The organism is Anaerozeibacter quisquiliarum (genome assembly GCF_051162045.1).
In the GTDB taxonomy this organism is placed as follows: Bacteria; Bacillota; Clostridia; order Christensenellales; family Aristaeellaceae; genus Anaerozeibacter; species Anaerozeibacter quisquiliarum.
The window spans coordinates 61,706-87,162 of sequence record NZ_JBISDI010000014.1 but is presented as its reverse complement, the minus strand read 5'-3'; the positions used below and the strand labels follow the sequence as shown (position 1 = coordinate 87,162).

Below are 25,457 nucleotides of genomic sequence, written 5' to 3'. Positions count from 1 at the left end.
AACAGGATAGAAAACGGGATAAAGAAGGCCTTGGCCAGCCTCTTCATATTTTGAACCGCGGCGGTCAGGAAGGACTGCTCGCGCATATTAGGAAGGCCGAGCATGCGTGCATAGCGGAAGCCGTGGTTCTCCTTGGCTTCCGCAAAAGATCGCTCAATGGTTTCCTTGCACCAAGCGTAGAGCCTTCGCCCTTGTGAGGTCTTGGTAAATGCCACGACATCATCCAGCGCATCCTGCCATACATGTCTGGTCACCATCCTTCTGGTCGCCTTCTCACTGAAGCATGCCGCCCACCTTGGACATTTGAGCAGCTTCTCCGATACGGTTGGAAGGCTTGTCGAATGGGGTGTTCAACATTCAATTTACGGTATGTCGGTGATTGTTTCCGGGGTATCGGTTTCGACACCTCGCAATAACCATTTTGATAAATTCGCTTGCCATAGTGCTTTTATCTACCGCGATTGGTGTGCTCTTTTTTTGGAAGTACGAATTATAAGGCTATGATAGGGGCGACACTTTAATTTGCGAGGTAAATAGGTTTAGGGTGTTTTCTTTAGCGCGAGCTGGCTATGGACGAACCTATGCAATATATATTCGATTTAATCAGCTACGAGGATACCTACCCGTCCGAGCAGTTGACACTCTATGCGGACAGGTTCTCCTGCGAGGTATACAGAGATTCGTTATACAAGGCAATGTTATCTTTGCCGGAACGGCAGCAATTGGTTCTTATCCTTGGTTTTGGCATCAATGGACGGACGAGAAGATTTCAAAATACATGGAGGTAACACCACGCACGGTGTACAATCTACGACAGCGTGCATTTCAAACAATCCGCAGCTTTTATGAGCAACAAGGAACAGATACATGAATTAAACTATGACCTGACTTGTAAAGCGGTAAATGGCGGCCCGAAGGCGCTGGACGCTATCCTTCGATACTATGACACCTATATCAACGCTTTGGTGGCTTTATGAAGCCATTGACGAGAATGGAGGAATTTATACGGCGCTGGATGAAGATATGAAGGTGCGGCTTCAATGCAAGCTTGTAGAGGCAATAAAGAAATGGAGGGGAAAATATGATGCTATTGACCGACCTGCTCTCCTTTGCCTATGTCCCCGGTTGGTACAACCAGCTTGACGAATTGGCAAAATTGGCTTTGCCGGAGCCGTGGTGCTTTCGGAAAAGCCAACCTTTTGCGCACAGTTTGCCCGGCTCCTGCGCGGCTTCGTGCGCCCGTGCTGCTGGCGGCGGCGCGGCGTCGTGCATGCGCTGCTGCGTCGGCGTCCGCGCTGCGCCGGTGAGCCTCGGACGCGGCGTCCGGGCTCAGGCGGGCTGTCGTACCCGTCCGCGCAGCCCTCGCGCTATGGATGCCGTCTCGCGCGCGGCTTGGCAGCGAAGGCCTCCAATGCGACCGTGGCGAGTCGGTGGGGCTGGCCGGAGGTTGCCCCCCATCGCCCGGACGATCACGCCAACATCCTCAGGATGTCCTTCTGCGTTTCCATTACGCGGTCGGCGATGAACGCAACAAACGGTTCATCGTCGGTATGCGCTCTCTCCAGCAGCCCAATATACTCCGCGCGCAGGATCGGCGGCACGATGGCCAGCGTGTACCCCTGTCGCAAGAGGCACAAGTTCATTAGCAGCCGCGCCACGCGCCCATTGCCATCGATGAACGGATGAATGAACACGAACCGCTTGTGCGCCTGCGCGGCCAACTCTACCGGGTGTAGCGCTGCGGAGTTCAGCCAATCCACGAACTCGGCCATCAGCCACGGTACCTTTTCGGGCGCGGGCGGCGTGAACTTCGAGCCGCTGATGAACACGCGCTTGCTCCTGTACGCGCCGGCCTTCGCCTCGTCGATCTGCGAATAGAACAGTTTGTGCAGCAGCAGAAGATCGGCCTCGGTGATCGCCCTGTGAGGGTCCACAAGCCCCCACAGCGCATCATAGGCGCGCGCATGGCCGGTGGTCTCGTAGTGATCCCGGAGCGGCTTTCCGCCTACGGTGAGCCCGTCCTCCAACACTACCTTCGTCTCGCTCTCGGTGAGGCTGTTGCCCTCCAGCGCATTGCTCGACCATGTAAGGCCCACACGGTAATAGGCGCGTAGCTCCGACAGAAGCGGCTCCTGCATGGGACGGTATCCGTCGATCTTCTGTTTGTTCGCTTCGATGCGGGCGAGAAGGTCATTCTGCATCAGGTATTTCCTCCTTCGGCTCGTCCTCTTCTTTCGCCGTCCACTCCTCCAGCCCCATGCGCGCCAGCACAGCCCCGTTCACGTAGCCGTTGATGGATTCGCCCGCCGCCTCCGCCGCAGCCTGTACGGTAGCCTTCTGGCCCTTGGGGATGATAATGCGCAGGCTGTCATAATTTGCAGCGTTGTACTTATTCTTCGCCCGCGTGCTAGACTTGCCTTGCTGATCTTCCATATCATCAACCTCCCGGTAATATCGCGCGCCGGGTTTTCGATACACCTTTTCCACTGTACACATTATAGCACAGATTTCTATACTTGGTCAAGTATAATTATTTAATAAAATATACTTGTACAAGTAGTATAATTCAATCAGAGGTTGAGGCAAGGCAGACGCAAAGAACGCCACAGGTCAGACGGGAGCCGGATACCGCCGCCATGCCGCAGAGCAAGCGCCGCCGCAACGCCGCCCCGCCCTCAACCGATCATCATGAAGGAGGTTTACCACCGTGTCACAGCAGGAACTGACTGCCACCGTCGCCGAGCTGCAGGAGCTCCACAGGATGAAGGAAGAGCTTGACGCGCTGATCGAGGGCGCACAAGACCGCGTCAAGGCCCACATGGGCGAGGCTGAAGAACTGATCGCCGGCGCATTCAAGGTGACCGGATGCCCGTCATCAGCCGCCGCCTTGATACCAAGGCCCTGACCGCCGCCCTGCCCGACGTGTCCGAGCGCTTCACCAAGACCAGCACGACGAGGCGCTTCACGGTAGCGTAAAAGCCCGACGCACCACCACAGCACACGGGCTTTCACCGGCAACACCAAACCGAAACGGCTGGGGGCCAAGGCCATTGTACCGCACTGGCTCCCAGCCCGTCAAGAGACAACGGAGGAATCAGCATGGATTTTCTGAAAGCGATCTACAAGCAGTACGGCATCATTCTCGACGAGGAAATTCTGAAAGAGGACGGACACCTTAACGGCCTCGCCGTGGGCGCGAATGACAAACCGCCTATTGTCCTGCTCAGGCCCAACATGGCCGAGGGCAAGAAGCGGTTTATCATGGCCCATGAACTGGGGCACCATCTGGCAGGGCATAACATGCACAAGCAGAACGCGGAGACGATCGAGAACGAGGCCAACACGTTTGCCGCTGTGTTGATCGCCATGGAGTTGTTCATGAAGTATTGGCAACCAATCGCCGGGGAGGTGCAGACATGAGGATTTCTAAGACCAAAGACACGTTCGAGCTGGTGGATGCCCTCATCCTTGAGCACACCGGCAACCCCTCCATCAGCAGGGAGGGGCGGCGCTTTCGTGCGTGAGATGGTGCGGCTTACACCGGGTAAAGCGCCGCATTTTCTGACCGCGATTTTGACCCCAACGTTTACCCCAACGGCGATATGCCCGAGTATAACCAGACCCTAGCAGATATAACGGAATCCCAGCAACTACGGCACTTTCTTGGACTGGGCAGCACCAGAGAATACGCCGTAAAACGGCCCTCAGCGAATTCGAGTCCCGCTTTCAGCACCACAATCCGTCTCGAAAGGGACGGATTCTTGTTATACTTATGCAAAAAAGTCTGTTTCCGAATGAAACGGGCTGTTTTACACGCATATTTACATTATTCCTTCACCATCCCCATCAAATTAATAAAGATAGCCCTTGGGTTTTGGCTCGGGCTTTTGCCTCCGTCATGCCTTGAACTGCGGCCACGCTTCGTGTATAATGCAGGCGGATACATTTGAACCCGCCGAGCGGTTTTGGGCCAGGAATGCTCCATATTCCGGTATGAAAACACCGTCGCAACCGCCAGTTGACAAATCTCCAAGCGCAGATGATGGCGATGCAACCGACGGATTTCTTATAATGACATGACCAAACGGAAGGAGTGTCAGTCATGAACATCGCGGACAGAATTCAGAACCTAAGAAGAGCAAGGGGAATTTCACAGGAACAACTGGCAGACAAGGTTGGCGTCTCGCGTCAGGCCGTGTCCAAATGGGAAAGCGAGCAAAGCGTCCCCGATTTGGATAAGATCATCGTTATGAGTGAATATTTCGATGTGACGACGGATTATATCCTCAAGGGCATCGAGCCTGCGGGCAATAACCAAGGAACACAAGCCGTTGTAACCAGCACAATCCTGTACATCGCCTCAACCGCCTTCCTTGCAATCGGCCTGTTTTGCGCGTTCGGCGCCTGGTATGAGCAGCAGACGGCGGTCAGCATCTGGGGGTCGATGATTATTCAAGCCGTTGGCGCGGCGGGATATTTTATCGGCAGGCTGTTATCGGGCGCAAAAGCTCCGTTTGCGGTGAATTGGGCAAATATCCTGCTGGCCGCATTTATGCCGCTCAGCCTGATTGTAGCCGTTTGTTTCAGGCGTGTCGCCGCGCCGTATCCGACAGACGCGATCACCGGCATTGTGTTTGCAGCAGTATATTTGATTACAGCCGGTCTGAGCTTTGCGGTTCTGAAACGAAGGGCTATAGGAAGATAAGGTCGTACAAAGCCGCAGGCCAAATACCGAATATGGGCCTTTCCGTATAATGAGGTACCCATCGCGCACCCAACAAAACCGCGCAACCAATGCCCTATTCGTCAAGCGGGAGGGCCCGGAAGACGGCGCTTCAGGGCCTTCTCTGCAAGGAAGGATTTGCTATGAGTTGTTTGGGAAATCTGATCTGGTTTGTCTTCGGCGGCTGCGTAATGGGGTTGGGCTGGCTGCTGACCGGCATGCTGTGGTGCATCAGCATCGTGGGCATCCCCATGGGGATGCAGTGCTTCAAGTTGGCGCAGTTGGCGTTCTTCCCGTTTGGCAAGGATGTGTGTTACGGTGGCGGACCGGTGTCGCTGTTGCTCAACATCCTGTGGCTCGTCTTCGGAGGGGTGGCGTTGGCCGTAGGGTCGGCGGCGCTGGGCTGCGCCTTTTGCGCCACCATCATCGGCATTCCCTTCGGCCTGCAGTGCTTCAAGATGGCAAAGCTCTCGCTGACGCCCTTCGGCGCGTCGGTCGTTCAGAATTAACGCATAAACGTGAGAAGGGATGTATGCCGTTCGGACGACCATTTTCAACCGAGGGCGATGGCGTGTTCAAGGCTACCTCGGCGTGCAGCCGCGGGGCTTAACCGTTGGTTAAGCCCCGCGGTTTTTTGCTGAACGCGGCTCCATTGTGCCTGTGCTCCGCTTGCGGTATAATGGAGGCGTCCGGGCGAAAGGGGTTTCACATGAACATTGCCAGAAACATCCAGGCCCTGCGCGCGCGCAAGGGCGTGACCCAGGAGCAGCTGGCCCAGGCGCTGGGCGTCAGCGCGCCGGCACCTGGCCGTCGGGGCTGAAGGGGCCGTTTTTTGAGCCCGCGTTCCGCTTTGAGGACGCATCGGGCGCGCTGATCGGCGAGGCGATCACCACCTGGGTGCTGCTCGACATCGAAAAGCGGCGAGTGCTGCGGCCGAGCGTGCTCAAGATGCCCGCGCCGATCAACACCGAGCTGTACATGAACGGCCACATGAACAACGCGCGCTACACCGATTGGGCGCTCGACCCGCTGCGCTCGCTCGGCGAGGCGCGCTATTGAGGCCGCGTCACCCACGCTTTGCCTCGCGCTGACGCGCCGTGCCCCGGCATGTCCCGTCCCCTCGCGCGCCGATCAAAACCCTCTTCGCGGACGACCAAAAGTTTTTTCGTTTCCCCCTTGACTCTTACACAATGTCAAGGCTTATGCTGGGCATGTCATTCGAATGACCGTTTTCAACCGGGGGTGGCGGCGTGTTCAAGATCGGTGAATTCTCAAGGCTCACGCGGGTGTCGGCGCGCATGCTCAGGCATTATGAAAAGTGCGGGCTGATCGATCCGGCCGAAATCGACCGGTTCACCGGCTACCGGTTCTACAGCGCGGGTCAGATTCCGCTGATGAACCGGATCGTCATGCTGCGCGACGCGGGCTTCTCGATCGATGAGATCGGGGAGGTGCTCGCGCACGGCGAGGACGCGCGCTTTGTGCGCGAGGTGATCGAGCGCAAGCGCGCGGAAATCGAGAACGCCGTCGCCCTGGAACGGGATAAGTTGCGCAACCTTGCGCGGCTTGCCGACGTCATGAAGGGAGAGGCAATGGGTATGATTTATGAGGTGGAACTCAAGCGCCTGCCGGCGGTAGACGTGCTCGCCACGCGCGGCGTGCTGGCGGCCTATGACCGCGAGGGGGAACTCTGGCATAAGCTCGGGGCCTACATGGGCCGGCACGGCATCGCGTGCGAAGCCGGCGGGTATTCGATCTACCTGGACGAGGAGTACAAGGACGCCGGTGCGCTGGTCGAGGTGGCGGTGCCGGTGAGGCAGATGGGCGCAAGCGACGGGGATTTCACGTACAAGACGCTGCCCGAGATTGGGCTGGCCGCGACCGTGCGCTTCAAGGGACCCTACAACCAGTACGCGGCCGCCACGGAGAAGCTGGGGCAGTGGATGGAGCAAAACGGTTACGCGTTTGCGGGCCCCCTGCGCGGCCAGGCGATCGTATCGCCCGGCGACCGGGCCGACCCCGCCGACTTCCTGACGGAACTGCAGGTGCCGGTCGAGAAGCGGTAGGCACTCCGGCGCGCGGCTTAACCGTTGGTTAAGCCGCGCGGTTTTTTGCTGAACGCGGCTCCATTGTGCCTGTGCTCCGCTTGCGATATAATGGAGGCGTCCGGACGAAAGGGGTTTCACATGAACATTGCCAGAAACATCCAGGCCCTGCGCGCGAGCAAGGGCGTGACCCAGGAGCAGCTGGCCCAGGCGCTGGGCGTCAGCGCGCCGGCGGTCAGCAAGTGGGAAGGCGGGCACAGTTGCCCCGACCTCATGCTGATCGCACCGTTGGCGCGCTATTTCGGCGTGAGCACCGACGAATTGCTGGATTTTGAGCCGAAGCTCGGTGAGGCGGGCATCGAAGCGCTGGCGGATGCGTTGGCCGACGATTTTCACGCCGGGCTGGAACGGGCGGAGGCGCTGCGGTGCGAATACCCAATGGACGCCGAGCTTAGCTTTCGGCTGGCGTGTATTCTGCAGGGGCAATTCATCCACGCGCCGGACGATGCGGCGCTGGATAAGGCGCGCGCGCTGTTGCGCGCCTTGCTCGAACAGGCGGAGTCAGCCTCGAATGGCGGGCTGTTCAAGCGGCGCTGCCAGTTTCTGTTGGCCATGAGCCGCCTGAACGACGGGGAGGTCGCCGAGGCGCGCGCCTTACTCGAAGCGCTGAGCACCGAGGACGACGTTCGCCCGGAGCAACTGCTGCCCACGATTCAGTTGCGCGAGGGCGATTTTGCGGGCGCGGAACGCGCGGCGGCGCGGCGGCTGTTTGGGGCGCTGAACGATGCGATCCTTTCGTTGCTTACGATGGCCAAGGCCGCGATCAAGCAGGACGATCCCGAGCGGGCGGCGCGGTACGCCGGGGCGCAAGAGGCGCTGGCGCGGCTGTTCCACCTGATCCCGGCGCACGGCATGACGGTGGCGCAGACGCTCGATATTACCGCGCGTGCGACGGGCAACCGGGCGCAATTGCTGCGCGCGGTTGCCATGACCGCCGATTTTCTTGAGAACGGCATGCGCGCGCCGGTCGATTGGGGGCCGCTGCTTGAGCGCGCGGAACTGACCGGGGCGCTTACCGACCGGCAGCGCGCCGCGATGATTCACGCATATCTTCAGGAGCTTGGGGAAGAGGCGGCCTACGCGCCGCTTGTGGGGTGTGCCGATTTCGAATCGGTTCGCGAACGGCTCGCGCGTTTGCTCGTCAAAACGCAGGGGGATCAGGCGTGAGCGATCGGCTCGGCGCTCCCGATGCCCCGAAGGGCGAGACCGTACCTGTTTTGTAAAACCGAGCCCCGTCCGCAGGGGCGGCCTGCGGTCGCCCGAACCTGTTGATCGCACAATTCCAGCTCCGTTTACGCGCAACCGCAGGGATACCACCCCGCCTTCGGGCTTCTCTGCGCCGGAGGGGAATTGTGGGTGTCGGGCCATGCAACCGCCACGCCAAACAGGTGTGGGCGGCCGCGGGTCGCCCCCGCGAGGGGCCGGGCGCCGCGAGTTTTATGGGGCGGGGGACTCGTCCTGAAATATGGAGGCGCTGCCCATGGGCAGCGCCTCCATATTTCAGCACATCGGGAACGCCGCGTCGCCTTCGCCCGGACTCGGCCGCTCGGCCCTATTGCCCGGGCACTGGGTTTGGCGGCGCGGGGTTACGGTCTCCGGCGGTCAAGGGCGCCGCCCTTGAAACCCGCCAAAGGGGGGCGCCCACTGGACTTTCGGAACCGCTCACGCGGGAAAGAGCGCCGTTGCCGCTAATCTTCGCATACCGCCCTTCTACTTTCGCCCCTTCGTCATAGCCCGCGAACGCATGCTCCACCGCCGCCAGATCGGGCGCGGGGGCCAACAGGCTCACCATCGGGCAGATCACGAGCGAAGCGATCATCGCCAGCGCGCCCGCGATGATCGGGGTCGTCCAGCCGAACGCCGCGTTGCCCACGGTCAGCACGGTGCCCACCGCGAACGACGCCCATACCCCCGCGCGCGCGGCGCGCTTCCAGAACAGCCCGTACAAAAACGGCGCCAGGAACGAGCCGGCCAGCGCGCCCCAGGACACGCTCATCAGCGTGGTGATAAGCGCGCCGGGGTTCAGCGCCAGCAGCACCGATACCAGCACAAACACCGCGCACATCAGCCGGATCGTGAGCATTTGTTGCTTCTCGGGCATGTTCGGCGCGAGCTTCGTCCGCACGAAATCCAGCGTGAACGTCGACGCCGACGCGATGACCAGCGCGGCCAGCGTGGACATCGACGCCGACAGCACCAGCACCACCACCACGCCCATCAGCACATCCGACAGTTGGCCGGAGAGCATCGCGGGCACGATCCCGTCGAAGCCGCCGACGCTCGCCGGGCTGTCCACGTACAGCCGCCCGAACGCGCCCGTAAAGTACGAGCCGCCCGATACCACGATGGCGAAGATCGTGGAGATGATCGTGCCGGTCTTGATCGCCTTCTCATCCTTAATCATGTAGAACTTGTGCAGCATCTGCGGCAGACCCCAGGTGCCCAGCGAGGTCAGCACCACCACGCTGAGCAACCCCAGCGGGTCGGGGCCGAAGAAGCCGGCGTATACGCCCGGCTGACCGAGCGTGCCCGCCGATTCCGACGGGATCAGCGAAAGCCGCCTCACCGCCTCCATAAACCCGCCCTGGCCGCGCAGCACCGAGAACACCACCAGCGCGATGCCGCCGAGCATGATAAGCCCCTGCACGAAGTCGTTGAGCGCGGTCGCCATGTACCCGCCCAGGATCACGTAAGCGCCGGTCAACAGCCCCATGCCCCAGATCACATAGCGGTAGTCGACGCCGAAGGCCACGGAGAACAGCCCCGACAGACCCTTGTACACCGACGCCGAATAGGGCACCAGGAAGATGAAGATGATCGCCGAGGCCATAAGCTTGAGGCTGTCGCCCCCGCCGTAGCGCTTGGCGAAGAACTCGGGCATCGTCGAAGCGCGCAGGTGGCGCGTCATGACGCGTGTGCGACGCCCCAGCATCACCCAGGCCAACAGCGACCCGATCAGCGCATTGCCCAGGCCGATCCAGGTGGCGGACAGGCCGTAGCTCCAGCCGAACTGGCCCGCGTAGCCGATAAAGACCACGCCGGAAAAGTAGCTGGTACCGTAGGCGAATGCCGACAGCCACGGCCCCATGGCCCGGCCCCCCAGCACGAAGTCGCCCACGCCCTGTACCTTCCGGCGCGCGTACAGCCCGATGCCGATCATGACCACAAAAAAGAGCGCAACAATAAAAACCTTTGCAAACATGAGATCCATCCTTCCTCGCCGCAGCACAATGGGCATGCCCACCAGGCGGCATTACGGGCCGCATTATAACATACGCCGACATGTGGTGTCAACGCAACCGAGGATGGGCGGGGCATACCTTGTCATCGGCTAAATATACGTAAAGCCCGCGCCTGCGCTTGAACTGCGGCGCAAAACAGTGTACAATCATCCATGTATCCGGTTCAATGTTCGGGTTTGTCGACAAAAAGGATGCGGAGGTAAGGATTCATGAGAAAGCTGTTGGCCCTGGTGGTTGCGCTGGTTCTGACGTTTGGTTTTGCTGCTACGGCGAGCGCGTTTGCGCCCGTGCCCAAGGACGAGATCAAGGTTGGTTTTGTGTACATCGGCGACACGGTGGACCTGGGCTACACCTACGCCCACCACCAGGGAACGCTGGGCATGCAGCAGGCGCTGGGCCTTCGGGACGATCAGATCCTAATCAAGCGCAACGTGTCCGAGAACAGCGATTGCGAGACCGCGCTGCGCGAGCTGGTGGAGCAGGGCTGCAACATCATCTTCGCCAACAGCTTCGGCTTCATGGACTATATGGAAGAGATCGCGGGCGAGTATCCGGACGTGATCTTCGCGCACTGCTCGGGCTACAAAAACAACGGCGTGAACCTGGTCAACTACTTTGGCCGCATCTACGAGGCGCGCTACCTGTCGGGCATCGCGGCGGGCCTCAAGGCCAAGGAGATCGGCAACAACCATCTGGGCTACGTGGCGGCCTTCACCACGATCCCCGAGGTGGTGTATTCGCTGAACGCCTACTACCTGGGCGCCAAGTCGGTCAACCCCGACGTGACCATGACGGTCAAGGCGACCAACTCCTGGTATGACCCGACGATCGAGCGCCAGGTGGCCGACGCGCTGGTCGCGGCGGGCTGCGGCGTGCTGTCCCAGCACTGCGACACCACCGGCCCGGTGGTGGCCTGCGAGGAGAACGGCCTGTTCGCCGTGGGCTACAACGCCGACGTGACCGACGTCGCGCCCAAGGCCTACCTGACCGCGCCGATCTGGAACTGGTCGGCCTACGTGACGGAAGCGGTACAGCAGGTGATCGACGGCACCTGGCAGAGCGAGGACGTGCTGATGGGCATGTCGGACGGCCTGGTCGATATCGCGCCGCTCACGCCCAACTGCGCCCCCGGCACCGCCGAGGCGGTCGAGGCCGCGCGCGCCCGGATCCTGGACGGCTCGTTCGGCGTGTTCGTGGGCCCGATCGTGGACAACGAAGGCAACACCCAGGTGGCCGAAGGCCAAACCCTGACCCCGGGCGAGATCCTGAGCGTGCTGTGGTTTGCCGAGGGCATCACGGTCGCGTAAGCGCATGAACATGGCCCCTGGGATTTTGCCGCGGCAAAATCCCAGGGGCCTTTTCGTTCGCCTAGTCGCGGCGCGTTGGGTTGTCAGTGCGGTTCATCAGGTAGTCGAGGCTGGTGCCGAAGAAATCCGCCAGCAGCAGCAAGTCGCCGGTGGAGGGGATACGCTCGCCGCGCTCATATTTGGAAATCTGGCTCTGATCGATGCCGGTTTCTATGCTCAGCGCCACCTGCGGCAGGTTGCGCTTCTTGCGCAGCAGCTTCAGCCGCTCCATATGACATCTAGGGCAGTATGTCATATTTGCTCTTGACAAATAGAGCATATAGTCCTATTACAGGTGTGCGAAGGAGGCGACGCAGCGTGGACCATATCCACATGGGCCGGCAGGTTCGCAGCGCCCGCAAGCGCAAGGGCATGACACTCAGGCCTGTGTGTACTTGGAAGAAGTGCCGTCGCTATTGCGAGATGGGCTGTGAAAAGCGTAGGACCTCATCGTGGCGTAGCAAGGGGGTTGTCGCGGCGCGTGCGGCAACCCCTTTTGGGTCATCCCTCTTCGTACAGCGCGTCCGCCTGCCCGCGGGTAATCAGCCCGGCCTCCACGGCCAGCTCTACCATCCGGCGCGTCCACAGCCCGCGCAGGTAGTTCTGCCGGATCACCTCATAGCTCATGCGCGTCCCTCCCCCCGAGCGTCCCGCGCGAGCGAGAGCACATTTTGGAACTCGAGCGCCGCCGCCAGCCGCTCCGTCGGATCGGGCGGCGCGCTCTCGCTCGCGCGGTTGCGCAGCGCCTCGATCGCACGGATGGCCGCCTCCTCGTCGAGGCTGCTATCGATGTCCAGCACGCTGCGCAGCCGCGACAGCGGGTCGAACGCCAGCAGGCACTCGCCCGCTTCGTCGGTCTCCGCCACATGCGTGACCGTCAGCGCCGCCGGCCAAAGCGCAAGCATTCGCGCCTTGGTGCCCAGCTCGCCGTTGCCCAGCACGTAGGTCGTATCTCCGGTGTACTTCGTAAGTTTCACCATGGGAATGCCCCCTTTCGGGGGCGATTGTAAAAGGTGGAAGCCGACCAAATGCGACGCGGATTGCGAGATGACCCGGAACGCAAGGAAGGTGTCCGCTATTGTTTTGATAGATACCACCGGCTATCCATACGCAGCCCCCTTCAGCCGCGCATCCGGCCGCCCAAAACGACCGGATGCGGCCGGAGGGATGACGGGTTTTACGGGGTGGGGACGGATACGGCGGCGCGGGGGACGGGGTATGTTGGGGCTCCGCCCCGAGCCCCGTCAAAGGGACTTCGCCCCTTTGGAGTCCCCATGACCGCTCACGCGTGGAGGAGCCGTTGCCATTTCTTCTTAAAAAATGTAATGAAACACGTATTGATCGAGCAGCACCAGCACGCCCAGCACGCCGGTGTACAGCCCGAACCAGGTCAGGCGCACGCGGCGGATGATGGCGAGCATGAGCTTGATCGCGAGAAAGCTCGAGACGAGCGCGGTGGCCATGCCGATCAGCACGGGCGTCCAGTCGGGGATGACCTCCACCACATTGCCGCCCAGCAGCTTCACGCCTTCGAGCACGATCGAACCGAGGATCGCGGGGATCGACATCAGGAACGCGAAATCGGCCGAGCGCTTTCGGGACAGGCCGGTGGCCACGCCGCCCGAGATCGTCGAGCCCGAGCGCGAGATGCCCGGCAGAATCGCGACCGCCTGCATGATGCCCATGACGACGGCGCTGACCCAGGTGACCCGTGTGCTTTTCGGGGCCAGCCCGCCCACGAGGTCGGAAAGCCACAGGATCAGCGTGGTAATCAGGAAAGAAAAGCCCAGGAACGCGCCGTCAAACGACTGGTTGAAGAAGTCCTTGAACAATAGCGCCGCGATCACGGCCGGCACGGTCGCGGCCACCAGCATGAGCAGCTCCGACTTCAGCGGGTGCAGGATCATGTTCCAGATCCTTTGCCAGTACACCGCGATCACGGCCAGCAGCGTGCCCGCGTGCAACAGCACCGACACGGTGACCATGTCGTTTCGAATGCCGAAGAGCTTCCCCAGCAGCACCATATGGCCCGAGGAGCTGACCGGCAGAAACTCGGTCAATCCCTGCGTAAGCCCCAACCAGAACGCCTGCATTACGTCCACGTTGATCCCCCCTACTCATCGCGCTTCACTTCATTCTACGCGAAAACCGCGCGCGGCACAAGCGCTTATCGGTAATTTCCCACGCCAAATGACGGATGGGGTTTTGAGCCGATTTGACGATACCACGCAGGGGTCGATGCCCGCATCGGCCCCTACGGCGTCTGCAACGAAATCGCTCTTTTTAACGCCTTGGCCGCCAGCGGCGCGGCGGTACCGCCGCCGGTGCCGCCCCCCTCGACCACGACCGCGATCGCATAGGGCGCGTCCTCCTCCGCCACGAAGCCCACGAACCAGGCGTTGGTCGGCGCGCGCTTGTCGTCGGACACCTCGGCGGTGCCGGTCTTGCCGCACACGGTGTAGCCCTTGATGCGCGCCTTGGTGGCCGTGCCCGACTCCACCACGCGGCGCATGTAGCGCCCGACGGTATCGGCGGTCGAGCGATCCATGACGCGCGCGTACTGCCCGGTGGGCGGGCGCAGCCGCGGCATCCCCCCGACGCCGGTCACTTGCGCGATCAGCCGCGGCTCCTGCATCGTGCCGCCGTTTGCCACCGCGCCCGCGAGCAGCGCCATATGCAGCGGCGTGACCAGCAGCTTGCCCTGCCCGTCGCCGGTCCAGGCCAGTTCGCCCGGATCCAGGATGGCGTCGGGAATGCTCGACTGGTACAGCACCAGGTCGCGGAACCGGAAGTTGTCGTTAAAGCCCATCCTGCGCGCCGCGGCGGAAAGGCGCTTGTCGCCCAGTTCCTCGGCGATCGAGGCAAACGTCACGTTGCAGCTCTTCTCGAGCGCCTGGCCCAGCGTCATCGTGCCGTGTACCTCGCCGCCGTAGCAGGCCACCTTGGTGTCGCCGAAGTAGCGCGGGCCGTCGCATACGAAGGTTCGTTCGTCGATGCCGTCCAGGTTCTCGAGCGCCGCGGCCAGCGTCACGATCTTGAACGACGAGCCGGGCGCGTACTGGCCCTGCAGGCATCGGTTCAGGTAGGCCGTGCCGCTCTCGTCGGCGCCACCCTGGCGGCTAAGCAGTTTTTGCGGGTCGTAGTCGGGCTTGGACACCATGGACAGCACCTCGCCGGTGCGGTAATTGATCAGCGCCACCGCGCCGGCGTGCTTTGAGGGGAACTGCTCCGCGATGTAGGCGGTGAGCTCCGCGTCCACGGTCAGACGGATGTTGTCGCCCTTGTAGCTCTGCCCGGTCACGTACTGCCAGGTGCGGTCGATGATCGAGCCGCCGAGGCCCAGCAGCGTGCCGGCGTGGAAGGTCTCGACGCCGGTGCCCGACATGCTCAGTTGGTCGCCCACGGTCTGAGACAGCGCGCGGCGCACCGTACGATCGGAAGCGTACCGCCGCTCGCCATCGGCGTTTGTTTCGGCCAGCACCACGCCGTTCCGATCGGTGATCGTGCCCATACCCACGGTCTTGCGCGCGCTGGTCAGCCGGGTGTTGTACTGGGTGGTTACCCAGCGCGAGCCCTGCGTGTACACGGTATAGCCCAGAAAGGCGCTTAAGGCCAAAAACGCGCATACCAGCACCGTCGCGATTACGCGCGTGGCGAAGCGCATCGTCCTCATCCGCCCGCCTCCCTCCAGGTCATGCGCGTAAGGTCGTCCGCCTCGTCGTGCGCGTTGATCGACGACACGCCCAACAGCAGCCCGAACGATAAGCACATCGATACCATCGACGAGCCGCCCGCGCTGATGAACGGCAGCGTCACGCCGGTCAGCGGGATCATCTTGATGTTGCCGCCCACGTTGATGAACGCCTGTACGCCCAGCAGCACCACCACGCCCAGCGCGGTCAGCGCGTGGAAGCTGGTGCGCGCGTTCAGCGCGACCGACATGCCGCGCAGCACGATCAGCAGATAGACGACCAGCAGCATCAGCGCGAAGATCAGCCCGAACTCTTCCGACAGTGCCGCGAAAATGAAGTCGGAGTGGTACAGCGGAATGTTGCGCGGATACCCGAGCCCCAGCCCCATACCGAACAGCCAGCCCGAGCCGATCGAAATCAGCGCCTGGATGATCTGCCAGCCGCTGTCGCGCGGGTCGCTCCAGGGGTTTATAAACATCTCGATCCGCTTCTGCACGTAGGGGAACGCGTGATAGGCGATCAGCGCGCCGCCCGCGCCGATGCCCAGCCCGAAAAGGGTCACGAGCGCGTTCGAGGTGGCGGCATAATAGACGGCCACCGTGGTCAGAAAGTAGATCAGCAGCGCGCCCAGGTCGCGCTCGAGCAGCAGCAGCGCGCACAGCCCGCCGGCGAACGCGAGCGCCGGCAGACACCTCCAGAAGCGCGGCCGCCCGGCGAGCCCGCCGGCCAGCACGACGATCAGGAGGGGCTTGACGAACTCAGACGGCTGGATCGATTGATTCACGAACGGCAGCTTGATCCAGTTTTTTGCGCCGTTGTTCCACTCGCCGATCACCAGCGGCGAGAGCAGGAAGAGCGCCGCGCCCGCCATCAAGAAGGGCTGCCACCGGTCCCAGCGCCGAAGCCTGCGCATCAGCACGATGCCGGCCGCCATCGCCACCATGCCCATCAGCACGAACAGCGCCTGGTTCAGCGGCGTGATCGCGGCGCGCGCGATATCCTGCAGTGTAATCAGCCCCACCGAGCACAGCAACATCACAAGGATCAAAAGCGCCCGATCGACCTGCCAAAGCTTGCCGTACAGGTTGACGACGCCCCATGTCAGCCCCGGCAGCAGCAGCGACATGAGCAGCGCCTGCGCGTCGATCGGGTCGCGCTTGAACGAGAGCAGCAGCAGCGCTGTGAACTGCAGCAGCATCACAGAGGTCAGCAGCAGCCGGGTGTTCGAGCGCAGCAGCATGCCCTTGAGCGTATGTGAATCTACTCGTCTGGCCATAGCTCGTCCTCAAAATCCTCCAAATCATCCCTGCTTCCGCGCGAGCGCTGTCCGCTCTCCGGCTCGTCACCCCACAGAACATCGTCGGCGAAGTCGTCCGCGGGCTCGTCCGCCGGCTCGGGGTCGAACACCACCAACAAGAGCTTCGTCTTGCCGATGGTCAGCGTGTCGCCGTCGCGCATGAACAGCATATCGCCGGTGTGCGCTTCGTTGAGCACGGCACGGTTCTTGCCGCACGGGCGCACCAGCAGCCCGCCCTCGCGCTGCTCGAGCGTCAGGTGAAAGCGCGCCACGTCCTTGCCGGAGACGCGCACGTCGGCGCGGCGCGACGAGCCGAGCACGCCCTCGCGCGGCACGGGCACGCTGAGCTGGCGCTTGGTGCGGCCCGGATTGATTACGAACTCGCCGATGCAGCCGGTCTCGGGCGACCAGGCGCGCAGCAACGCTGCACGGCGGTTGTCCACCACCGTGATGCGCCACGCGCGAAACGCGATCAGCACCATCAAAGCGCAAAACCAGTACCGCGCGGCCATGGCAATCAGGGTGTACAACTCGCCGTTCATCGACGCCTCCATCGGTTTTTGAACCATCACTATATCATATGCCCAATTGATCCGTCAACAAAGGCGGTCTATTATTCCTTGGACGAATTTTGGGCCACATCCGTTCAAAATAACCCCGATCCCCGAAACGGCATAGGATGCGGTAGCAACACATCGGGGGGCATCGGCATGGTCTTGCGCGGAGAGATGTACCTGGCGAACCTCGACCCCGTGGTGGGCTCGGAGCAGGGCGGCACGCGACCGGTGCTGGTGATCCAGAACGACGTGGGCAATCGGTTCAGCCCCACGGTCATCGCGCTGGCCGTGACCAGCCAGATGCACAAGGCGCGCCTGCCTACCCACGTGCCCATCGAGGCCGAGGGCCACGGGCTGACGCGCGACAGCGTGGTGCTGGCCGAGCAGGTGCGTACGCTCGACAAGCGGCGGCTGGGCGAGCGGTTGGGCAAGCTGCCCGAGCACGTGATGGAGCAGGTGGCTCAGGCGCTTAAGGTATCTCTGGGGTTGTAAAGAATGCTCCAAATTTGGTATACTAAAGAAAGACGTCTTGAATACAACCGGAGGGCATATGCAAAACAAAGGCCGCGAATGGGTGTCATGGGCGCAGGTTGTGCTGGGCCTTATATTCGGCTCACTGGGCTACCGCCTTTTTCTGGTGCCCAACGACATCGCGGCGGGCGGCTTCACCGGCATCGGGCAGCTAATCAACGCGTTCACCGGCTGGCCGGTGGGCATGATCGCGCTGGTGTTGAACCTGCCGCTGTTTGCGCTGTCGATGCGGCGGCTGGGGCTGGGGTTCGGGCTTCGGTCGCTGCTGTCGATGATCGCGCTGTCGCTGTTGATCGACCATCTGCCCGTGCCCCCGGTCACAGACGACGCGCTGCTGTCGTCGGTGTTCGGCGGGGTGATGGCGGGGTTCGGGTTCGGGCTGGTTTTGCGCGGCGACGCCACCACCGGCGGCAGCGACATGTTGGGCAAGGTAATCAACGACCATTTCCCGGCGTTCAGCATCGGCGCGATCTCCTTCGCGGTGGACGCGTTGGTGATCGTGGGCAGCGCCTTTGTGTTCAGCGCCACGCGCGCCATGCAGGCGTTGGTCGCGGCGTACCTGATGAACCGGATGCTGGACATGGTGCTCGAAGGCCTCAACCTCGCCAAGGCCTACTACATCATATCGAACGAGAGCGAAACGATCGCCGCGCGCATCCTGACCGAGCTCGACCGTGGCGTGACCGGCCTGAACGGCCGCGGCATGTACTCGGGCGACAGCCGCCTGGTGCTGCTGTGCGTGGTCGGGCGGCTGGAGACCGCTCGCCTGCGCCGCATCGTGGCCGAGACCGATCCGGCCGCGTTCATGATTGCCACCGAAGTGCACGAAGCGCTGGGCGAGGGATTTATGCCGCATAAGAAATGACGCCGGTCTTCAAACAGTTGAATGCCGTTCTCGCGCGTTGTTCTTCCCTCCCCGCCGGATCGCGCGAAAAACTACCCCAGCACATCCTCCATCCCATACAGCCCCGCCGGCTTCCCGCAAACGAACCGGGCGGCGGTGAGCGCGCCGGCGGCGAAGATGCGTCGGCTGGTGGCGCTGTGGCGCAGTTCGAGGGTCTCGTCCTCGCCGAAGAAGAACACGCTGTGCTCGCCGGCCATCGTGCCGCCGCGCAGCGCGTGCACGCCGATCTCGCGGCCGCGTGCGCCGGTGTGTCCCTCGCGGCCGTATACCCGTGGCAACTTCGCTTCCGGGTCCACGGCGTTCACAAGCGCCACGGCGGTGCCGCTGGGCGCGTCGGCCTTCTGATTGTGGTGGGTCTCGACGATCTCGACGTCAAAGCCGGCCTGAAGCAGCTGAGGGGCGATGGATTGCACCGCCCGTTTGAGCAGATGCACCCCCATCGAGTAGTTGGGCGAGTGCACGATCGCGGCGCTTTTTGCCGCTTCGCGGATGGCTTCGCCCTGGGCGTCCGACAGGCCTGTGGTGCCCAGCACCAGCGCGCAGCCGGTGCGCTTCGCGTAGTCCAGGAGTTTTCCAAGGTTGTCCGGGTGCGAAAAGTCGATCAGCACATGGGCCTTTCCCGGCACGTCGTCCGGCTTCTCAAACAACCCCACGTCGACCACGCCGAGCAGGTGCATGTCGTTATCCCGCTCGATCAATTGCTCGATCATCCGCCCCATCTTGCCGTGGCCCGACAGTATCAGATTCATGCGTTTGTCAGCACCTCCATCGCGGCCTTTAGTTTCTCCCGGTTCGCCGGATCCATCTCAAAGAGCGGCAGCCGATAACCGCCCACGCCCATGCCCCGAAGGTTCATCGCCTCCTTGATCGGGATCGGGTTGACCTCGATGAACAGGGCGTTGATGAGATCGAGGTATTTCAGTTGCAGCTGCGCCGCGCTTCGGTAGTCGCCGGTCAGCGCCGCGTGTACGATGGCGCGAGTCTCGACCGGGCACAGGTTGGCGAACACGCTGATTACGCCGCTGCCGCCCAGCGACAGTACCGGCACGATCATGTCGTCGTTGCCCGACAGCAGCGCGAAATCGTCGCTTATATAGCGCGCCACCTGCGCCACATAGGAGATGTTACCGCTGGCCTCCTTGAGCGCCACGATGCGCGGATGGCGGCTGAGCTTCGCCACGCAATTGACCGACAGCGCGCAGCCGGTGCGGCCGGGCACGTTGTACAGTATGATCGGGGTTCTGACCGCGTCCGCGATGTCGGCGAAGTGGCGGTACATGCCCCGCTCGTTGGTCTTGTTGTAGTAGGGCGTAATCAGCAACAGGCCGTCCACGCCCAGCCGCTCGTAGGCCAGGCTCTTCATCAGCGCGGTCCCGGTGCAGTTGGAGCCCGCGCCCGCGATCACCGGCACGCGATGATCCACCGCCTCCATCGCGCAGCGCACTACCGCCTCGTCTTCCTCGTGGGTCATGGCGCTCGACTCGCCCGTGGTGCCCAGCACCACGATGCCGTCGGTGCCCTGTTCGATGTGCCAACGGCACAGCTCGGCAAGCTTCTCGTAGTTCACGCTGCCATCTAAGTGAAACGGCGTCACCAGCGCCACATAGCTGCCCTTCAACATGTCAATCGCTCCCTCCTTTATGCGGGCGGGCGACCGCGGGCCGCCCCTACAGGTTCGGAATTTGTGCCATCATATCAGGTTTTGGACGGAAGCGCAATCTTGATTCATTGATTTAGCATGCTAAAACAATAACTTGACAGAGTGAATTGAGGGCGCTATACTCTGATGAAAAGGGGCTGATGGCGATGGAAGGCGGGGGCTTTGCCCGGCGCGAGGAGCAGGTGACCCTTGAACTGCGGGCGATGTACGAGCGGCACGGCTACAGGAAGTACCGCATGAGCAAGTTCGAGGCGTACGAGCTGTACCTCGAAAACATCAATTTTTTGAAGAGCCGCTCGATCATCACGTTCAACGGCCCGGACGGGCGGGTGCTGGCGCTCAGGCCCGACGTGACGCTGTCGATCGTGAAGAACACCCGCGCCGACCGCGCGTCGTCGGAGAAATTCTATTATCTGGAGAACGTGTACCGGCTCGACAAGGCGAGCGGGGCCTACCGCGAGATTGCGCAGCTGGGGCTCGAATACCTGGGCGCGCGCGACGCCTACGCCACGAGCGAGGTGCTCATGCTGGCGGCCAGGACGCTCAACACCATCGACCCGGCGGGCCGGATGCAGCTTTCGCACGTGGGCTTCCTCCAATCGCTGATGGAGGGGCTGGGCGTGACGGGCGAGGGCCGGGGGGAGCTGGCCCGATCGATCCGCAGGAAGAACGCGCATGAGCTCGCGGCCACCGCGCGCGCGCTGGGCCTGCCCCCGGCGGCGACCGAGCTGCTCGAGGGCGCGGCGGCCTTAAGCGGCGCGTTCCGCGAAACGCTTGCGAGGGCGCGCGCGTTCGCGATCACGCCCAGTCAGACCGCGGCGCTGGACGAGCTGGAAGCGGTGGGCGCGGCGCTCGAGGCGCGCGGCGCGGCCCAGGGGCTGACGCTGGATTTCTCGCTGCTGGGCGACATGGACTACTACTCGGGCGTGGCGTTTCAGGGCTATGTGCCGGGGGTGCCGCGCGCGGTGCTGGCGGGCGGCGGCTACGCCGCGCTGCTCGCGCGGTTCGGGCGCGATATCGACGCGATCGGCTTCGCGGTCTACCTGAACGAGTTGAGCTTTCTCTACGAGCGCGGCGACGTGGACGACGTGGACGTGCTGCTGATCTACGGCGAAGCCGACGCGCCCGAACGGGTGGCGCGCGCGGCCGGGCGCCTGATCGAGCGCGGCTTGCGCGTGCGCTGCGAGCGCAGGCCGCCGCGCGAGCTGCGCGCGGGGCGGCAGATGACGCTTGAGGAGGTGGAGGCCGATGCTTAACGTGGCGCTGCCCAAGGGGCGGCTGGGCGACGCGGTCTACCGGCGGTTCGCCGCGCTCGGGTACCCCTGTGCGGCGATGGCCGAGGACAACCGCAAGCTGGTGTTTGTAAGCGACGATGGGCGGATGCGCTTCCTGCTGGTCAAGCCGTCGGACGTGGCGATCTACGTCGAGCACGGCGCGGCCGACGTGGGCGTCGTGGGCAAGGATATTTTGCTCGAGGGCGACTACGACGTGTACGAGCTGCTGGACCTGGGCGTCGGCAGGTGCCGGCTGTGCGTCGCGGGCCGGCGCGGTTACGCCGAGGACCGCGACCGGGTGCTCAAGGTGGCGACCAAGTACGTGCAGGTGGCGGGGCGCTACTATGCCTCGATCGACCGCGAGATCGAGCTGATCCGCCTCAACGGCTCGATCGAGCTGGCCCCGATCCTGAGGCTGTCGGACGTAATCGTCGACATCGTGGAGTCGGGCAAGACGCTCGAGGAAAACGACCTGGTGGTGCTGTCCGACATCGTGCCGGTGTCGGCGCGGCTGATCGCCAACCGGTCGAGCTACCTGTTCAAGGAAGAGGCCATCGACCTTTTGTGCGCGGGGCTCAGGGAGGTGTGCGCGAAGTGATGGAGATAACCTACGCGAAGGACCTGTCCCTGGAAGCGCTGAAGGGCGCGCCCATGGAAGCGGACGGCGCGATCGAAGCGGCGGCCGCGCGGATCATCCTGGATGTGCGCGCGCGGGGCGACGCGGCGCTCCTTGAGCTGACCGAGCGCTTCGACGGGGCGCGGCTCGATTCGCTGGCCGTGACGAGCGATGAGATCGAGGCGGCCTGGGCCGCCGAGGACGGGGCGTTCAAGGCGCTGCTCGCGGGCGCGGCGGACAACATCCGCGCGTTCCACCGGCGGCAGCTGCGCGAGGGCTTTGTCGTCAGCGAGCGCCCCGGCATCGTGCTGGGCCAGCGGCTGATGCCGCTGGGTCGCGTGGGGCTGTACGTGCCGGGCGGCACCGCCAGCTACCCCTCGTCGGTGCTGATGAACGCCATACCCGCCGCGCTGGCCGGTGTCCAATCGATCGCGGTCGTCACCCCGCCCGGCCCGGACGGGCGGATCGCGCCTTCGATCCTGTGCGCGGCGAGGATGGCCGGGGTCACGGAAATCTATAAGGTCGGCGGCGCGCAGGCGGTGGCGGCGCTGGCCTACGGCACCGAAACCGTCGCGCGGGTGGACAAGATCGTCGGCCCCGGCAACGCCTACGTGGCCGCGGCCAAGCGCCGGGTGTACGGCGTCGTGGACATCGACATGGTGGCCGGGCCCAGCGAGATCTTGGTGATCGCCGACGGACGCTCAAGCGTGCGCGAGGTGGCGGCGGATCTGTTATCCCAAGCCGAGCACGACGCGCTGTCGAAGGCGATCCTGCTGACCGACAGCGAGGCGCTGGCGCGGGCGGTGCAGATCGAGGTCGAGGCGCAGCTTTCGGCGCTGCCCCGCGAGCGGATCGCCCGCGCGTCGATCGAGGCAAACGGCCAGATCATCGTGGTCGATTCGATGAAGGAGGCGGTGGACATTTCAAACGCCATCGCGCCCGAGCACCTCGAGCTGTGCGTGGACGAGCCGTTCGCGCTGCTGGGCGCGGTGACGAACGCCGGCTCGGTGTTCCTGGGCCGCAACGCCCCCGAGGCGCTCGGCGACTACTGGGCGGGGCTCAACCACACGCTGCCCACGAGCGGCACCGCGCGGTTCTCCTCGCCGCTGTCGGTCGACGATTTCCTGAAGAAGACCCAGTTCGTCTACTACACGCGCGAGGCGCTCGCCGAAGCGCGCCGAAGCGTGATGGCCTTTGCCGAGCGCGAGGGCCTCGGCGCGCACGCCCGCTCGATCGGCGTGCGGTTTGAGGGGGATGCTCTATGAGCCGCTTTCTGAACGCGCGCTATCAGGCGATGAAAGCCTACGTTCCGGGCGAACAGCCGAAGGAACCCAATCTCATCAAGCTCAACACCAACGAGAGCCCGTTTCCGCCTTCGCCGTTGGCGCTCGCGGCGGCGACACCCGAGGCGCTCCGGCGGCTGCGGCTGTACAGCCCGATCGGCGTGACCGAGCTCGACCGCGCGATTGCCGACGCCTACGGCCTGTCGCCCGAGCGGGTGATCGCGGGCAACGGATCGGACGAGATCCTGTCCTACGCGTTTTTGGCCTGGGGCGACCGCGGCGCGCGCTACCCCGACATCACCTACGGCTTCTACCGCGTGTGGGCGGCGCTGTACGGCGTGCGCTCGCAGGTGGCGCCGGTGGCAGGCGACTTCTCGATCGACCCCGACGACTACCGGGACGGGGACGAGATGGTCGTGATCGCCAACCCCAACGCGCCGACCGGGCTGACGCTTTGCCGCGCCGATGTCGAGCGCATCGTGCGCTTAAAGCCCGACCGGCCCGTGGTCGTGGACGAGGCCTACGTCGACTTCGGCGGCGAGTCGGCGGCCTCGCTGGTCGAGCGCTACGACAACCTGCTGGTGGTGATGACCGCTTCGAAGTCCCGAAACCTCGCGGGAGCGCGGCTGGGCTGGGCGCTGGGCTCGAAGGCGCTGATCGAGGATTTGAACAAGATGCGCTACTCGCTCAACCCCTACAATGTCAACGCGATCACGCAGTTGATGGGCGCGGCGGCGCTGCGCGACCGGGCGTATTTCGAAGACTGCGTGCGCCGGATCGTCGACGCGCGCGCCTACACGGAAGCGTCGCTCCGGGCGCTGGGTTTTGCGGTACTGCCCTCGAAGGCCAACTTCGTGTTCGCCTCGCCGCCGGACGGCGATGCGCGCGGCTACCAGGCGAAGCTTAGGGCGAAGGGCATCTTGATCCGGCATTTCGACCAGCCGCGCATCGAGGCCTACGCGCGCATCAGCATTGGGCGTATGGACGAGATGGAGCGGCTGATCGAAGTCACAAAGGAGGTCTACGCATGAGGGAAGCGAACATCCGGCGCGAGACGGCGGAGACGGCCGTCGAGCTGACGCTCAACCTGGACGGCGCGGGCGCGGCCGAGGTGGACACCGGCGTGGGTTTTCTCGACCACATGCTGACGCTTTTTACCTTCCACGCCCGGTTCGACCTGCGCGTGCACTGTAAGGGAGACAGCCATGTGGACGACCATCACTCGGTCGAGGACGTGGGCATCGCGCTGGGCCGGGCGCTCAGGGAAGCCGTGGGCGACAGGCGCGGCATCGCGCGCTACGGCCAGTGGCTGCTGCCGATGGACGAGGCGCTGGTGCTGTGCGCGCTCGATTTGAGCGGGCGCGCCTTCCTCGGCTTCGATATGGCGCTGCCGGCTCAAAAGGTGGGGACGTTCGACACCGAATTGGTGAAAGAATTCATGCTGGCGCTGACGCGCGAGTCGTTGCTGACGCTGCACGTCAAGCGGCTGTCGGGCGAGAACACCCATCACATCATCGAGGCGGCGTTCAAGTCCCTCGGGCGCGCGCTGAGGCAGGCGGTTTCGATCGACCCGGCGCTCGGCGGCGGCGCGGCCTCGTCGAAGGGGACGCTTTTATGATCGCGATCGTCGACTACGGGGTGGGCAACCTGTTTTCGCTGACGCGTTCGCTCGAGTGCCTGGGCGCGCATACGCAGGTGACCGGCGATCCTGCCGTACTCGAAGCGGCGGACAGAATCATCCTGCCGGGCGTGGGCGCGTTCGGCGACGCAATGGCGAAGCTGCGCGCGACCGGCCTCGACCGGGCGGTCGCCGCGCGCGCGGCGGCGGGGGCTGCGTTGATGGGCATTTGCCTGGGCATGCAGCTGTTGTTTGAAGAGAGCGAAGAATACGGGCGTCACCCGGGACTGGGACTGATTCCGGGCACGATCCGCCCGCTTAAGGGCGCGGTGCCCTTGGCGCTCAAGGTGCCCCACATGGGCTGGAACGCGCTCGAGGTCCTGCGCCCCCACCCGCTGGCGCGCGGTCTGCGCCCGGGCGACTGCGTGTACTATGTGCACTCCTACTACGCGACCGGCTGCGCGGAGGCGGTGATCGCCTCGTCGGAATACGGCGTAAACGTGCCGGGCATCGTGGCGCGGGGCAGCGTATGCGGCTGCCAGTTCCACCCCGAAAAAAGCGGGAAAGTGGGGCTGAATATCCTTAAGGCGTTCTGTGATATATAGGAGG

The 25,457-nt window shown here is 63.4% G+C and carries 32 protein-coding genes; 19 read left to right on the top strand and 13 right to left on the bottom strand.

Annotated elements, in window-relative coordinates; translation table 11 throughout:
* On the bottom strand, window positions 1–257 hold a 257-nt coding region (locus ACH6CV_RS08310; protein ID WP_456357715.1), incomplete at its 3' end, for a transposase.
* Between the two features lie 588 nt (window positions 258–845).
* On the opposite strand from ACH6CV_RS08310, the gene ACH6CV_RS08305 reads away from it, so the two are divergent.
* Both ACH6CV_RS08305 and ACH6CV_RS08300 read left to right on the top strand, forming a co-directional pair.
* A complete protein-coding gene (locus ACH6CV_RS08305; protein WP_456357714.1) occupies window positions 846–977 on the top strand; it encodes a helix-turn-helix domain-containing protein in 132 nt (43 codons plus the stop codon).
* A complete protein-coding gene (locus ACH6CV_RS08300) occupies window positions 943–1,143 on the top strand; it encodes a helix-turn-helix domain-containing protein (protein WP_456357713.1) in 201 nt (66 codons plus the stop codon). Before ACH6CV_RS08305 ends, ACH6CV_RS08300 begins: the two co-directional genes overlap by 35 nt.
* A 326-nt stretch (window positions 1,144–1,469) precedes the next feature.
* Here ACH6CV_RS08300 and ACH6CV_RS08295 read toward each other — a convergent pair whose 3' ends face one another.
* Together ACH6CV_RS08295 and ACH6CV_RS08290 are read right to left on the bottom strand one after the other, a co-directional pair.
* Window positions 1,470–2,201 (bottom strand): Fic family protein, encoded by a 732-nt coding sequence (locus ACH6CV_RS08295; RefSeq protein ID WP_456357712.1) that lies wholly within the window; start codon window positions 2,199–2,201, stop codon window positions 1,470–1,472.
* The gene (locus tag ACH6CV_RS08290; RefSeq protein ID WP_456357711.1) at window positions 2,191–2,433 is read right to left on the bottom strand and encodes a transcriptional regulator; all 243 of its coding nucleotides are present in this window, start codon (window positions 2,431–2,433) and stop codon (window positions 2,191–2,193) included. The genes ACH6CV_RS08295 and ACH6CV_RS08290 overlap by 11 nt, the downstream gene beginning before the upstream one ends.
* Window positions 2,434–2,707: 274 nt before the next feature.
* Here ACH6CV_RS08290 and ACH6CV_RS08285 point away from each other — a divergent pair, with 274 nt between their 5' ends.
* The 8 genes from ACH6CV_RS08285 to ACH6CV_RS08250 all read left to right on the top strand — a co-directional run bounded on the left by ACH6CV_RS08285 (window position 2,708) and on the right by ACH6CV_RS08250 (window position 7,995).
* Window positions 2,708–2,905, top strand: a complete 198-nt coding sequence (locus tag ACH6CV_RS08285) for a hypothetical protein (protein ID WP_456357710.1) — start codon at window positions 2,708–2,710, stop codon at window positions 2,903–2,905.
* A gap of 194 nt (window positions 2,906–3,099) precedes the next feature.
* Window positions 3,100–3,420, top strand: a complete 321-nt coding sequence (locus ACH6CV_RS08280) for an ImmA/IrrE family metallo-endopeptidase (protein ID WP_456357709.1) — start codon at window positions 3,100–3,102, stop codon at window positions 3,418–3,420.
* Window positions 3,421–4,102: 682 nt separating this feature from the next.
* On the top strand, window positions 4,103–4,705 hold the full coding sequence (locus tag ACH6CV_RS08275; protein WP_456357708.1) for a helix-turn-helix domain-containing protein: 603 nt from the start codon (window positions 4,103–4,105) through the stop codon (window positions 4,703–4,705).
* Between the two features lie 161 nt (window positions 4,706–4,866).
* Window positions 4,867–5,232 carry a YccF domain-containing protein gene (locus ACH6CV_RS08270; protein WP_456357707.1) on the top strand — a complete coding sequence of 122 codons (366 nt, stop codon included), beginning with the start codon at window positions 4,867–4,869 and terminating at the stop codon, window positions 5,230–5,232.
* Window positions 5,233–5,432: 200 nt separating this feature from the next.
* Entirely contained in the window at window positions 5,433–5,543 is a 111-nt protein-coding gene (locus ACH6CV_RS08265; protein WP_456357706.1) for a helix-turn-helix domain-containing protein, read from the top strand.
* Between the two features lie 77 nt (window positions 5,544–5,620).
* Entirely contained in the window at window positions 5,621–5,782 is a 162-nt protein-coding gene (locus ACH6CV_RS08260; RefSeq protein ID WP_456357705.1) for a hypothetical protein, read from the top strand.
* 191 nt (window positions 5,783–5,973) lie between these two features.
* Window positions 5,974–6,789 carry a MerR family transcriptional regulator gene (locus ACH6CV_RS08255; protein WP_456357704.1) on the top strand — a complete coding sequence of 272 codons (816 nt, stop codon included), beginning with the start codon at window positions 5,974–5,976 and terminating at the stop codon, window positions 6,787–6,789.
* 120 nt (window positions 6,790–6,909) lie between these two features.
* Window positions 6,910–7,995, top strand: coding sequence for a helix-turn-helix domain-containing protein (locus ACH6CV_RS08250; protein WP_456357703.1), 1,086 nt, complete (start codon window positions 6,910–6,912; stop codon window positions 7,993–7,995).
* Between the two features lie 385 nt (window positions 7,996–8,380).
* Here ACH6CV_RS08250 and ACH6CV_RS08245 read toward each other — a convergent pair whose 3' ends face one another.
* Window positions 8,381–10,030 (bottom strand): sodium:solute symporter family protein, encoded by a 1,650-nt coding sequence (locus ACH6CV_RS08245; protein ID WP_456357702.1) that lies wholly within the window; start codon window positions 10,028–10,030, stop codon window positions 8,381–8,383.
* Between the two features lie 249 nt (window positions 10,031–10,279).
* On the opposite strand from ACH6CV_RS08245, the gene ACH6CV_RS08240 reads away from it, so the two are divergent.
* Window positions 10,280–11,377, top strand: a complete 1,098-nt coding sequence (locus tag ACH6CV_RS08240) for a BMP family ABC transporter substrate-binding protein (RefSeq protein ID WP_456357701.1) — start codon at window positions 10,280–10,282, stop codon at window positions 11,375–11,377.
* A 61-nt stretch (window positions 11,378–11,438) separates the two neighbouring features.
* Here the strand turns inward: ACH6CV_RS08240 and ACH6CV_RS08235 are convergent, their stop codons facing one another.
* The 7 genes from ACH6CV_RS08235 to ACH6CV_RS08205 all read right to left on the bottom strand — a co-directional run bounded on the left by ACH6CV_RS08235 (window position 11,439) and on the right by ACH6CV_RS08205 (window position 16,947).
* Entirely contained in the window at window positions 11,439–11,648 is a 210-nt protein-coding gene (locus tag ACH6CV_RS08235) for a helix-turn-helix domain-containing protein (RefSeq protein WP_456357700.1), read from the bottom strand.
* 269 nt (window positions 11,649–11,917) lie between these two features.
* Window positions 11,918–12,043, bottom strand: a complete 126-nt coding sequence (locus ACH6CV_RS08230) for an XkdX family protein (RefSeq protein ID WP_456357699.1) — start codon at window positions 12,041–12,043, stop codon at window positions 11,918–11,920.
* The gene (locus ACH6CV_RS08225; protein WP_456357698.1) at window positions 12,040–12,396 is read right to left on the bottom strand and encodes a hypothetical protein; all 357 of its coding nucleotides are present in this window, start codon (window positions 12,394–12,396) and stop codon (window positions 12,040–12,042) included. The genes ACH6CV_RS08230 and ACH6CV_RS08225 overlap by 4 nt, the downstream gene beginning before the upstream one ends.
* A 333-nt stretch (window positions 12,397–12,729) precedes the next feature.
* Entirely contained in the window at window positions 12,730–13,509 is a 780-nt protein-coding gene (locus ACH6CV_RS08220) for an undecaprenyl-diphosphate phosphatase (protein ID WP_456357717.1), read from the bottom strand.
* Window positions 13,510–13,670: 161 nt separating this feature from the next.
* The gene (locus ACH6CV_RS08215; protein ID WP_456357697.1) at window positions 13,671–15,089 is read right to left on the bottom strand and encodes a penicillin-binding transpeptidase domain-containing protein; all 1,419 of its coding nucleotides are present in this window, start codon (window positions 15,087–15,089) and stop codon (window positions 13,671–13,673) included.
* Window positions 15,086–16,384: an FtsW/RodA/SpoVE family cell cycle protein gene (locus ACH6CV_RS08210; protein WP_456357696.1), complete on the bottom strand. Its 1,299-nt coding sequence runs from the start codon at window positions 16,382–16,384 to the stop codon at window positions 15,086–15,088. Before ACH6CV_RS08210 ends, ACH6CV_RS08215 begins: the two co-directional genes overlap by 4 nt.
* Window positions 16,369–16,947 (bottom strand): FHA domain-containing protein, encoded by a 579-nt coding sequence (locus tag ACH6CV_RS08205; protein ID WP_456357695.1) that lies wholly within the window; start codon window positions 16,945–16,947, stop codon window positions 16,369–16,371. The genes ACH6CV_RS08210 and ACH6CV_RS08205 overlap by 16 nt, the downstream gene beginning before the upstream one ends.
* A 168-nt stretch (window positions 16,948–17,115) precedes the next feature.
* Between ACH6CV_RS08205 and ACH6CV_RS08200 the strand changes: the two genes are divergently transcribed.
* On the top strand, window positions 17,116–17,454 hold the full coding sequence (locus tag ACH6CV_RS08200; RefSeq protein ID WP_456357694.1) for a type II toxin-antitoxin system PemK/MazF family toxin: 339 nt from the start codon (window positions 17,116–17,118) through the stop codon (window positions 17,452–17,454).
* A 58-nt stretch (window positions 17,455–17,512) separates the two neighbouring features.
* The gene (locus tag ACH6CV_RS08195; protein ID WP_456357693.1) at window positions 17,513–18,358 is read left to right on the top strand and encodes a YitT family protein; all 846 of its coding nucleotides are present in this window, start codon (window positions 17,513–17,515) and stop codon (window positions 18,356–18,358) included.
* A gap of 71 nt (window positions 18,359–18,429) precedes the next feature.
* Here ACH6CV_RS08195 and dapB read toward each other — a convergent pair whose 3' ends face one another.
* Both dapB and dapA read right to left on the bottom strand, forming a co-directional pair.
* Window positions 18,430–19,146: a 4-hydroxy-tetrahydrodipicolinate reductase gene (gene dapB, locus ACH6CV_RS08190; RefSeq protein WP_456357692.1), complete on the bottom strand. Its 717-nt coding sequence runs from the start codon at window positions 19,144–19,146 to the stop codon at window positions 18,430–18,432.
* Entirely contained in the window at window positions 19,143–20,018 is an 876-nt protein-coding gene (dapA, locus tag ACH6CV_RS08185; protein WP_456357691.1) for a 4-hydroxy-tetrahydrodipicolinate synthase, read from the bottom strand. The genes dapB and dapA overlap by 4 nt, the downstream gene beginning before the upstream one ends.
* 179 nt (window positions 20,019–20,197) lie before the next feature.
* On the opposite strand from dapA, the gene ACH6CV_RS08180 reads away from it, so the two are divergent.
* Genes ACH6CV_RS08180 through hisH form a run of 6 tightly spaced genes read left to right on the top strand, consistent with a single transcriptional unit; the run spans window position 20,198 to window position 25,453 of the window.
* Window positions 20,198–21,313 (top strand): ATP phosphoribosyltransferase regulatory subunit, encoded by a 1,116-nt coding sequence (locus ACH6CV_RS08180; protein ID WP_456357690.1) that lies wholly within the window; start codon window positions 20,198–20,200, stop codon window positions 21,311–21,313.
* A complete protein-coding gene (gene hisG / locus ACH6CV_RS08175) occupies window positions 21,306–21,929 on the top strand; it encodes an ATP phosphoribosyltransferase (protein WP_456357689.1) in 624 nt (207 codons plus the stop codon). Before ACH6CV_RS08180 ends, hisG begins: the two co-directional genes overlap by 8 nt.
* Window positions 21,929–23,212 (top strand): histidinol dehydrogenase, encoded by a 1,284-nt coding sequence (hisD, locus tag ACH6CV_RS08170; protein ID WP_456357688.1) that lies wholly within the window; start codon window positions 21,929–21,931, stop codon window positions 23,210–23,212. Before hisG ends, hisD begins: the two co-directional genes overlap by 1 nt.
* Window positions 23,209–24,261, top strand: coding sequence for a pyridoxal phosphate-dependent aminotransferase (locus tag ACH6CV_RS08165; protein WP_456357687.1), 1,053 nt, complete (start codon window positions 23,209–23,211; stop codon window positions 24,259–24,261). Before hisD ends, ACH6CV_RS08165 begins: the two co-directional genes overlap by 4 nt.
* Window positions 24,258–24,848 carry an imidazoleglycerol-phosphate dehydratase HisB gene (hisB, locus tag ACH6CV_RS08160; protein ID WP_456357686.1) on the top strand — a complete coding sequence of 197 codons (591 nt, stop codon included), beginning with the start codon at window positions 24,258–24,260 and terminating at the stop codon, window positions 24,846–24,848. The genes ACH6CV_RS08165 and hisB overlap by 4 nt, the downstream gene beginning before the upstream one ends.
* Window positions 24,845–25,453 carry an imidazole glycerol phosphate synthase subunit HisH gene (hisH, locus tag ACH6CV_RS08155; RefSeq protein ID WP_456357685.1) on the top strand — a complete coding sequence of 203 codons (609 nt, stop codon included), beginning with the start codon at window positions 24,845–24,847 and terminating at the stop codon, window positions 25,451–25,453. The genes hisB and hisH overlap by 4 nt, the downstream gene beginning before the upstream one ends.
* The last annotated feature ends 4 nt before the right edge of the window (window positions 25,454–25,457 follow it).

Excerpts from the sequence above, each read along its gene's own strand:
- ACH6CV_RS08305 (WP_456357714.1), top strand. The coding sequence starts at position 846 with ATGAGCAACAAGGAACAGATACATGAATTAAACTATGACCTGACTTGT.
- ACH6CV_RS08300 (WP_456357713.1), top strand. The coding sequence starts at position 943 with ATGACACCTATATCAACGCTTTGGTGGCTTTATGAAGCCATTGACGAG.
- ACH6CV_RS08295 (WP_456357712.1), bottom strand. The coding sequence starts at position 2,201 with ATGCAGAATGACCTTCTCGCCCGCATCGAAGCGAACAAACAGAAGATC.
- ACH6CV_RS08290 (WP_456357711.1), bottom strand. The coding sequence starts at position 2,433 with ATGGAAGATCAGCAAGGCAAGTCTAGCACGCGGGCGAAGAATAAGTAC.
- ACH6CV_RS08280 (WP_456357709.1), top strand. The coding sequence starts at position 3,100 with ATGGATTTTCTGAAAGCGATCTACAAGCAGTACGGCATCATTCTCGAC.
- ACH6CV_RS08275 (WP_456357708.1), top strand. The coding sequence starts at position 4,103 with ATGAACATCGCGGACAGAATTCAGAACCTAAGAAGAGCAAGGGGAATT.
- ACH6CV_RS08270 (WP_456357707.1), top strand. The coding sequence starts at position 4,867 with ATGAGTTGTTTGGGAAATCTGATCTGGTTTGTCTTCGGCGGCTGCGTA.
- ACH6CV_RS08265 (WP_456357706.1), top strand. The coding sequence starts at position 5,433 with ATGAACATTGCCAGAAACATCCAGGCCCTGCGCGCGCGCAAGGGCGTG.
- ACH6CV_RS08250 (WP_456357703.1), top strand. The coding sequence starts at position 6,910 with ATGAACATTGCCAGAAACATCCAGGCCCTGCGCGCGAGCAAGGGCGTG.
- ACH6CV_RS08245 (WP_456357702.1), bottom strand. The coding sequence starts at position 10,030 with ATGTTTGCAAAGGTTTTTATTGTTGCGCTCTTTTTTGTGGTCATGATC.
- ACH6CV_RS08240 (WP_456357701.1), top strand. The coding sequence starts at position 10,280 with ATGAGAAAGCTGTTGGCCCTGGTGGTTGCGCTGGTTCTGACGTTTGGT.
- ACH6CV_RS08235 (WP_456357700.1), bottom strand. The coding sequence starts at position 11,648 with ATGGAGCGGCTGAAGCTGCTGCGCAAGAAGCGCAACCTGCCGCAGGTG.
- ACH6CV_RS08230 (WP_456357699.1), bottom strand. The coding sequence starts at position 12,043 with ATGAGCTATGAGGTGATCCGGCAGAACTACCTGCGCGGGCTGTGGACG.
- ACH6CV_RS08225 (WP_456357698.1), bottom strand. The coding sequence starts at position 12,396 with ATGGTGAAACTTACGAAGTACACCGGAGATACGACCTACGTGCTGGGC.
- ACH6CV_RS08220 (WP_456357717.1), bottom strand. The coding sequence starts at position 13,509 with ATGCAGGCGTTCTGGTTGGGGCTTACGCAGGGATTGACCGAGTTTCTG.
- ACH6CV_RS08215 (WP_456357697.1), bottom strand. The coding sequence starts at position 15,089 with ATGAGGACGATGCGCTTCGCCACGCGCGTAATCGCGACGGTGCTGGTA.
- ACH6CV_RS08210 (WP_456357696.1), bottom strand. The coding sequence starts at position 16,384 with ATGGCCAGACGAGTAGATTCACATACGCTCAAGGGCATGCTGCTGCGC.
- ACH6CV_RS08205 (WP_456357695.1), bottom strand. The coding sequence starts at position 16,947 with ATGAACGGCGAGTTGTACACCCTGATTGCCATGGCCGCGCGGTACTGG.
- ACH6CV_RS08200 (WP_456357694.1), top strand. The coding sequence starts at position 17,116 with ATGGTCTTGCGCGGAGAGATGTACCTGGCGAACCTCGACCCCGTGGTG.
- ACH6CV_RS08195 (WP_456357693.1), top strand. The coding sequence starts at position 17,513 with ATGCAAAACAAAGGCCGCGAATGGGTGTCATGGGCGCAGGTTGTGCTG.
- dapB (WP_456357692.1), bottom strand. The coding sequence starts at position 19,146 with ATGAATCTGATACTGTCGGGCCACGGCAAGATGGGGCGGATGATCGAG.
- dapA (WP_456357691.1), bottom strand. The coding sequence starts at position 20,018 with ATGTTGAAGGGCAGCTATGTGGCGCTGGTGACGCCGTTTCACTTAGAT.
- ACH6CV_RS08180 (WP_456357690.1), top strand. The coding sequence starts at position 20,198 with ATGGCGATGGAAGGCGGGGGCTTTGCCCGGCGCGAGGAGCAGGTGACC.
- hisG (WP_456357689.1), top strand. The coding sequence starts at position 21,306 with ATGCTTAACGTGGCGCTGCCCAAGGGGCGGCTGGGCGACGCGGTCTAC.
- hisD (WP_456357688.1), top strand. The coding sequence starts at position 21,929 with ATGGAGATAACCTACGCGAAGGACCTGTCCCTGGAAGCGCTGAAGGGC.
- ACH6CV_RS08165 (WP_456357687.1), top strand. The coding sequence starts at position 23,209 with ATGAGCCGCTTTCTGAACGCGCGCTATCAGGCGATGAAAGCCTACGTT.
- hisB (WP_456357686.1), top strand. The coding sequence starts at position 24,258 with ATGAGGGAAGCGAACATCCGGCGCGAGACGGCGGAGACGGCCGTCGAG.
- hisH (WP_456357685.1), top strand. The coding sequence starts at position 24,845 with ATGATCGCGATCGTCGACTACGGGGTGGGCAACCTGTTTTCGCTGACG.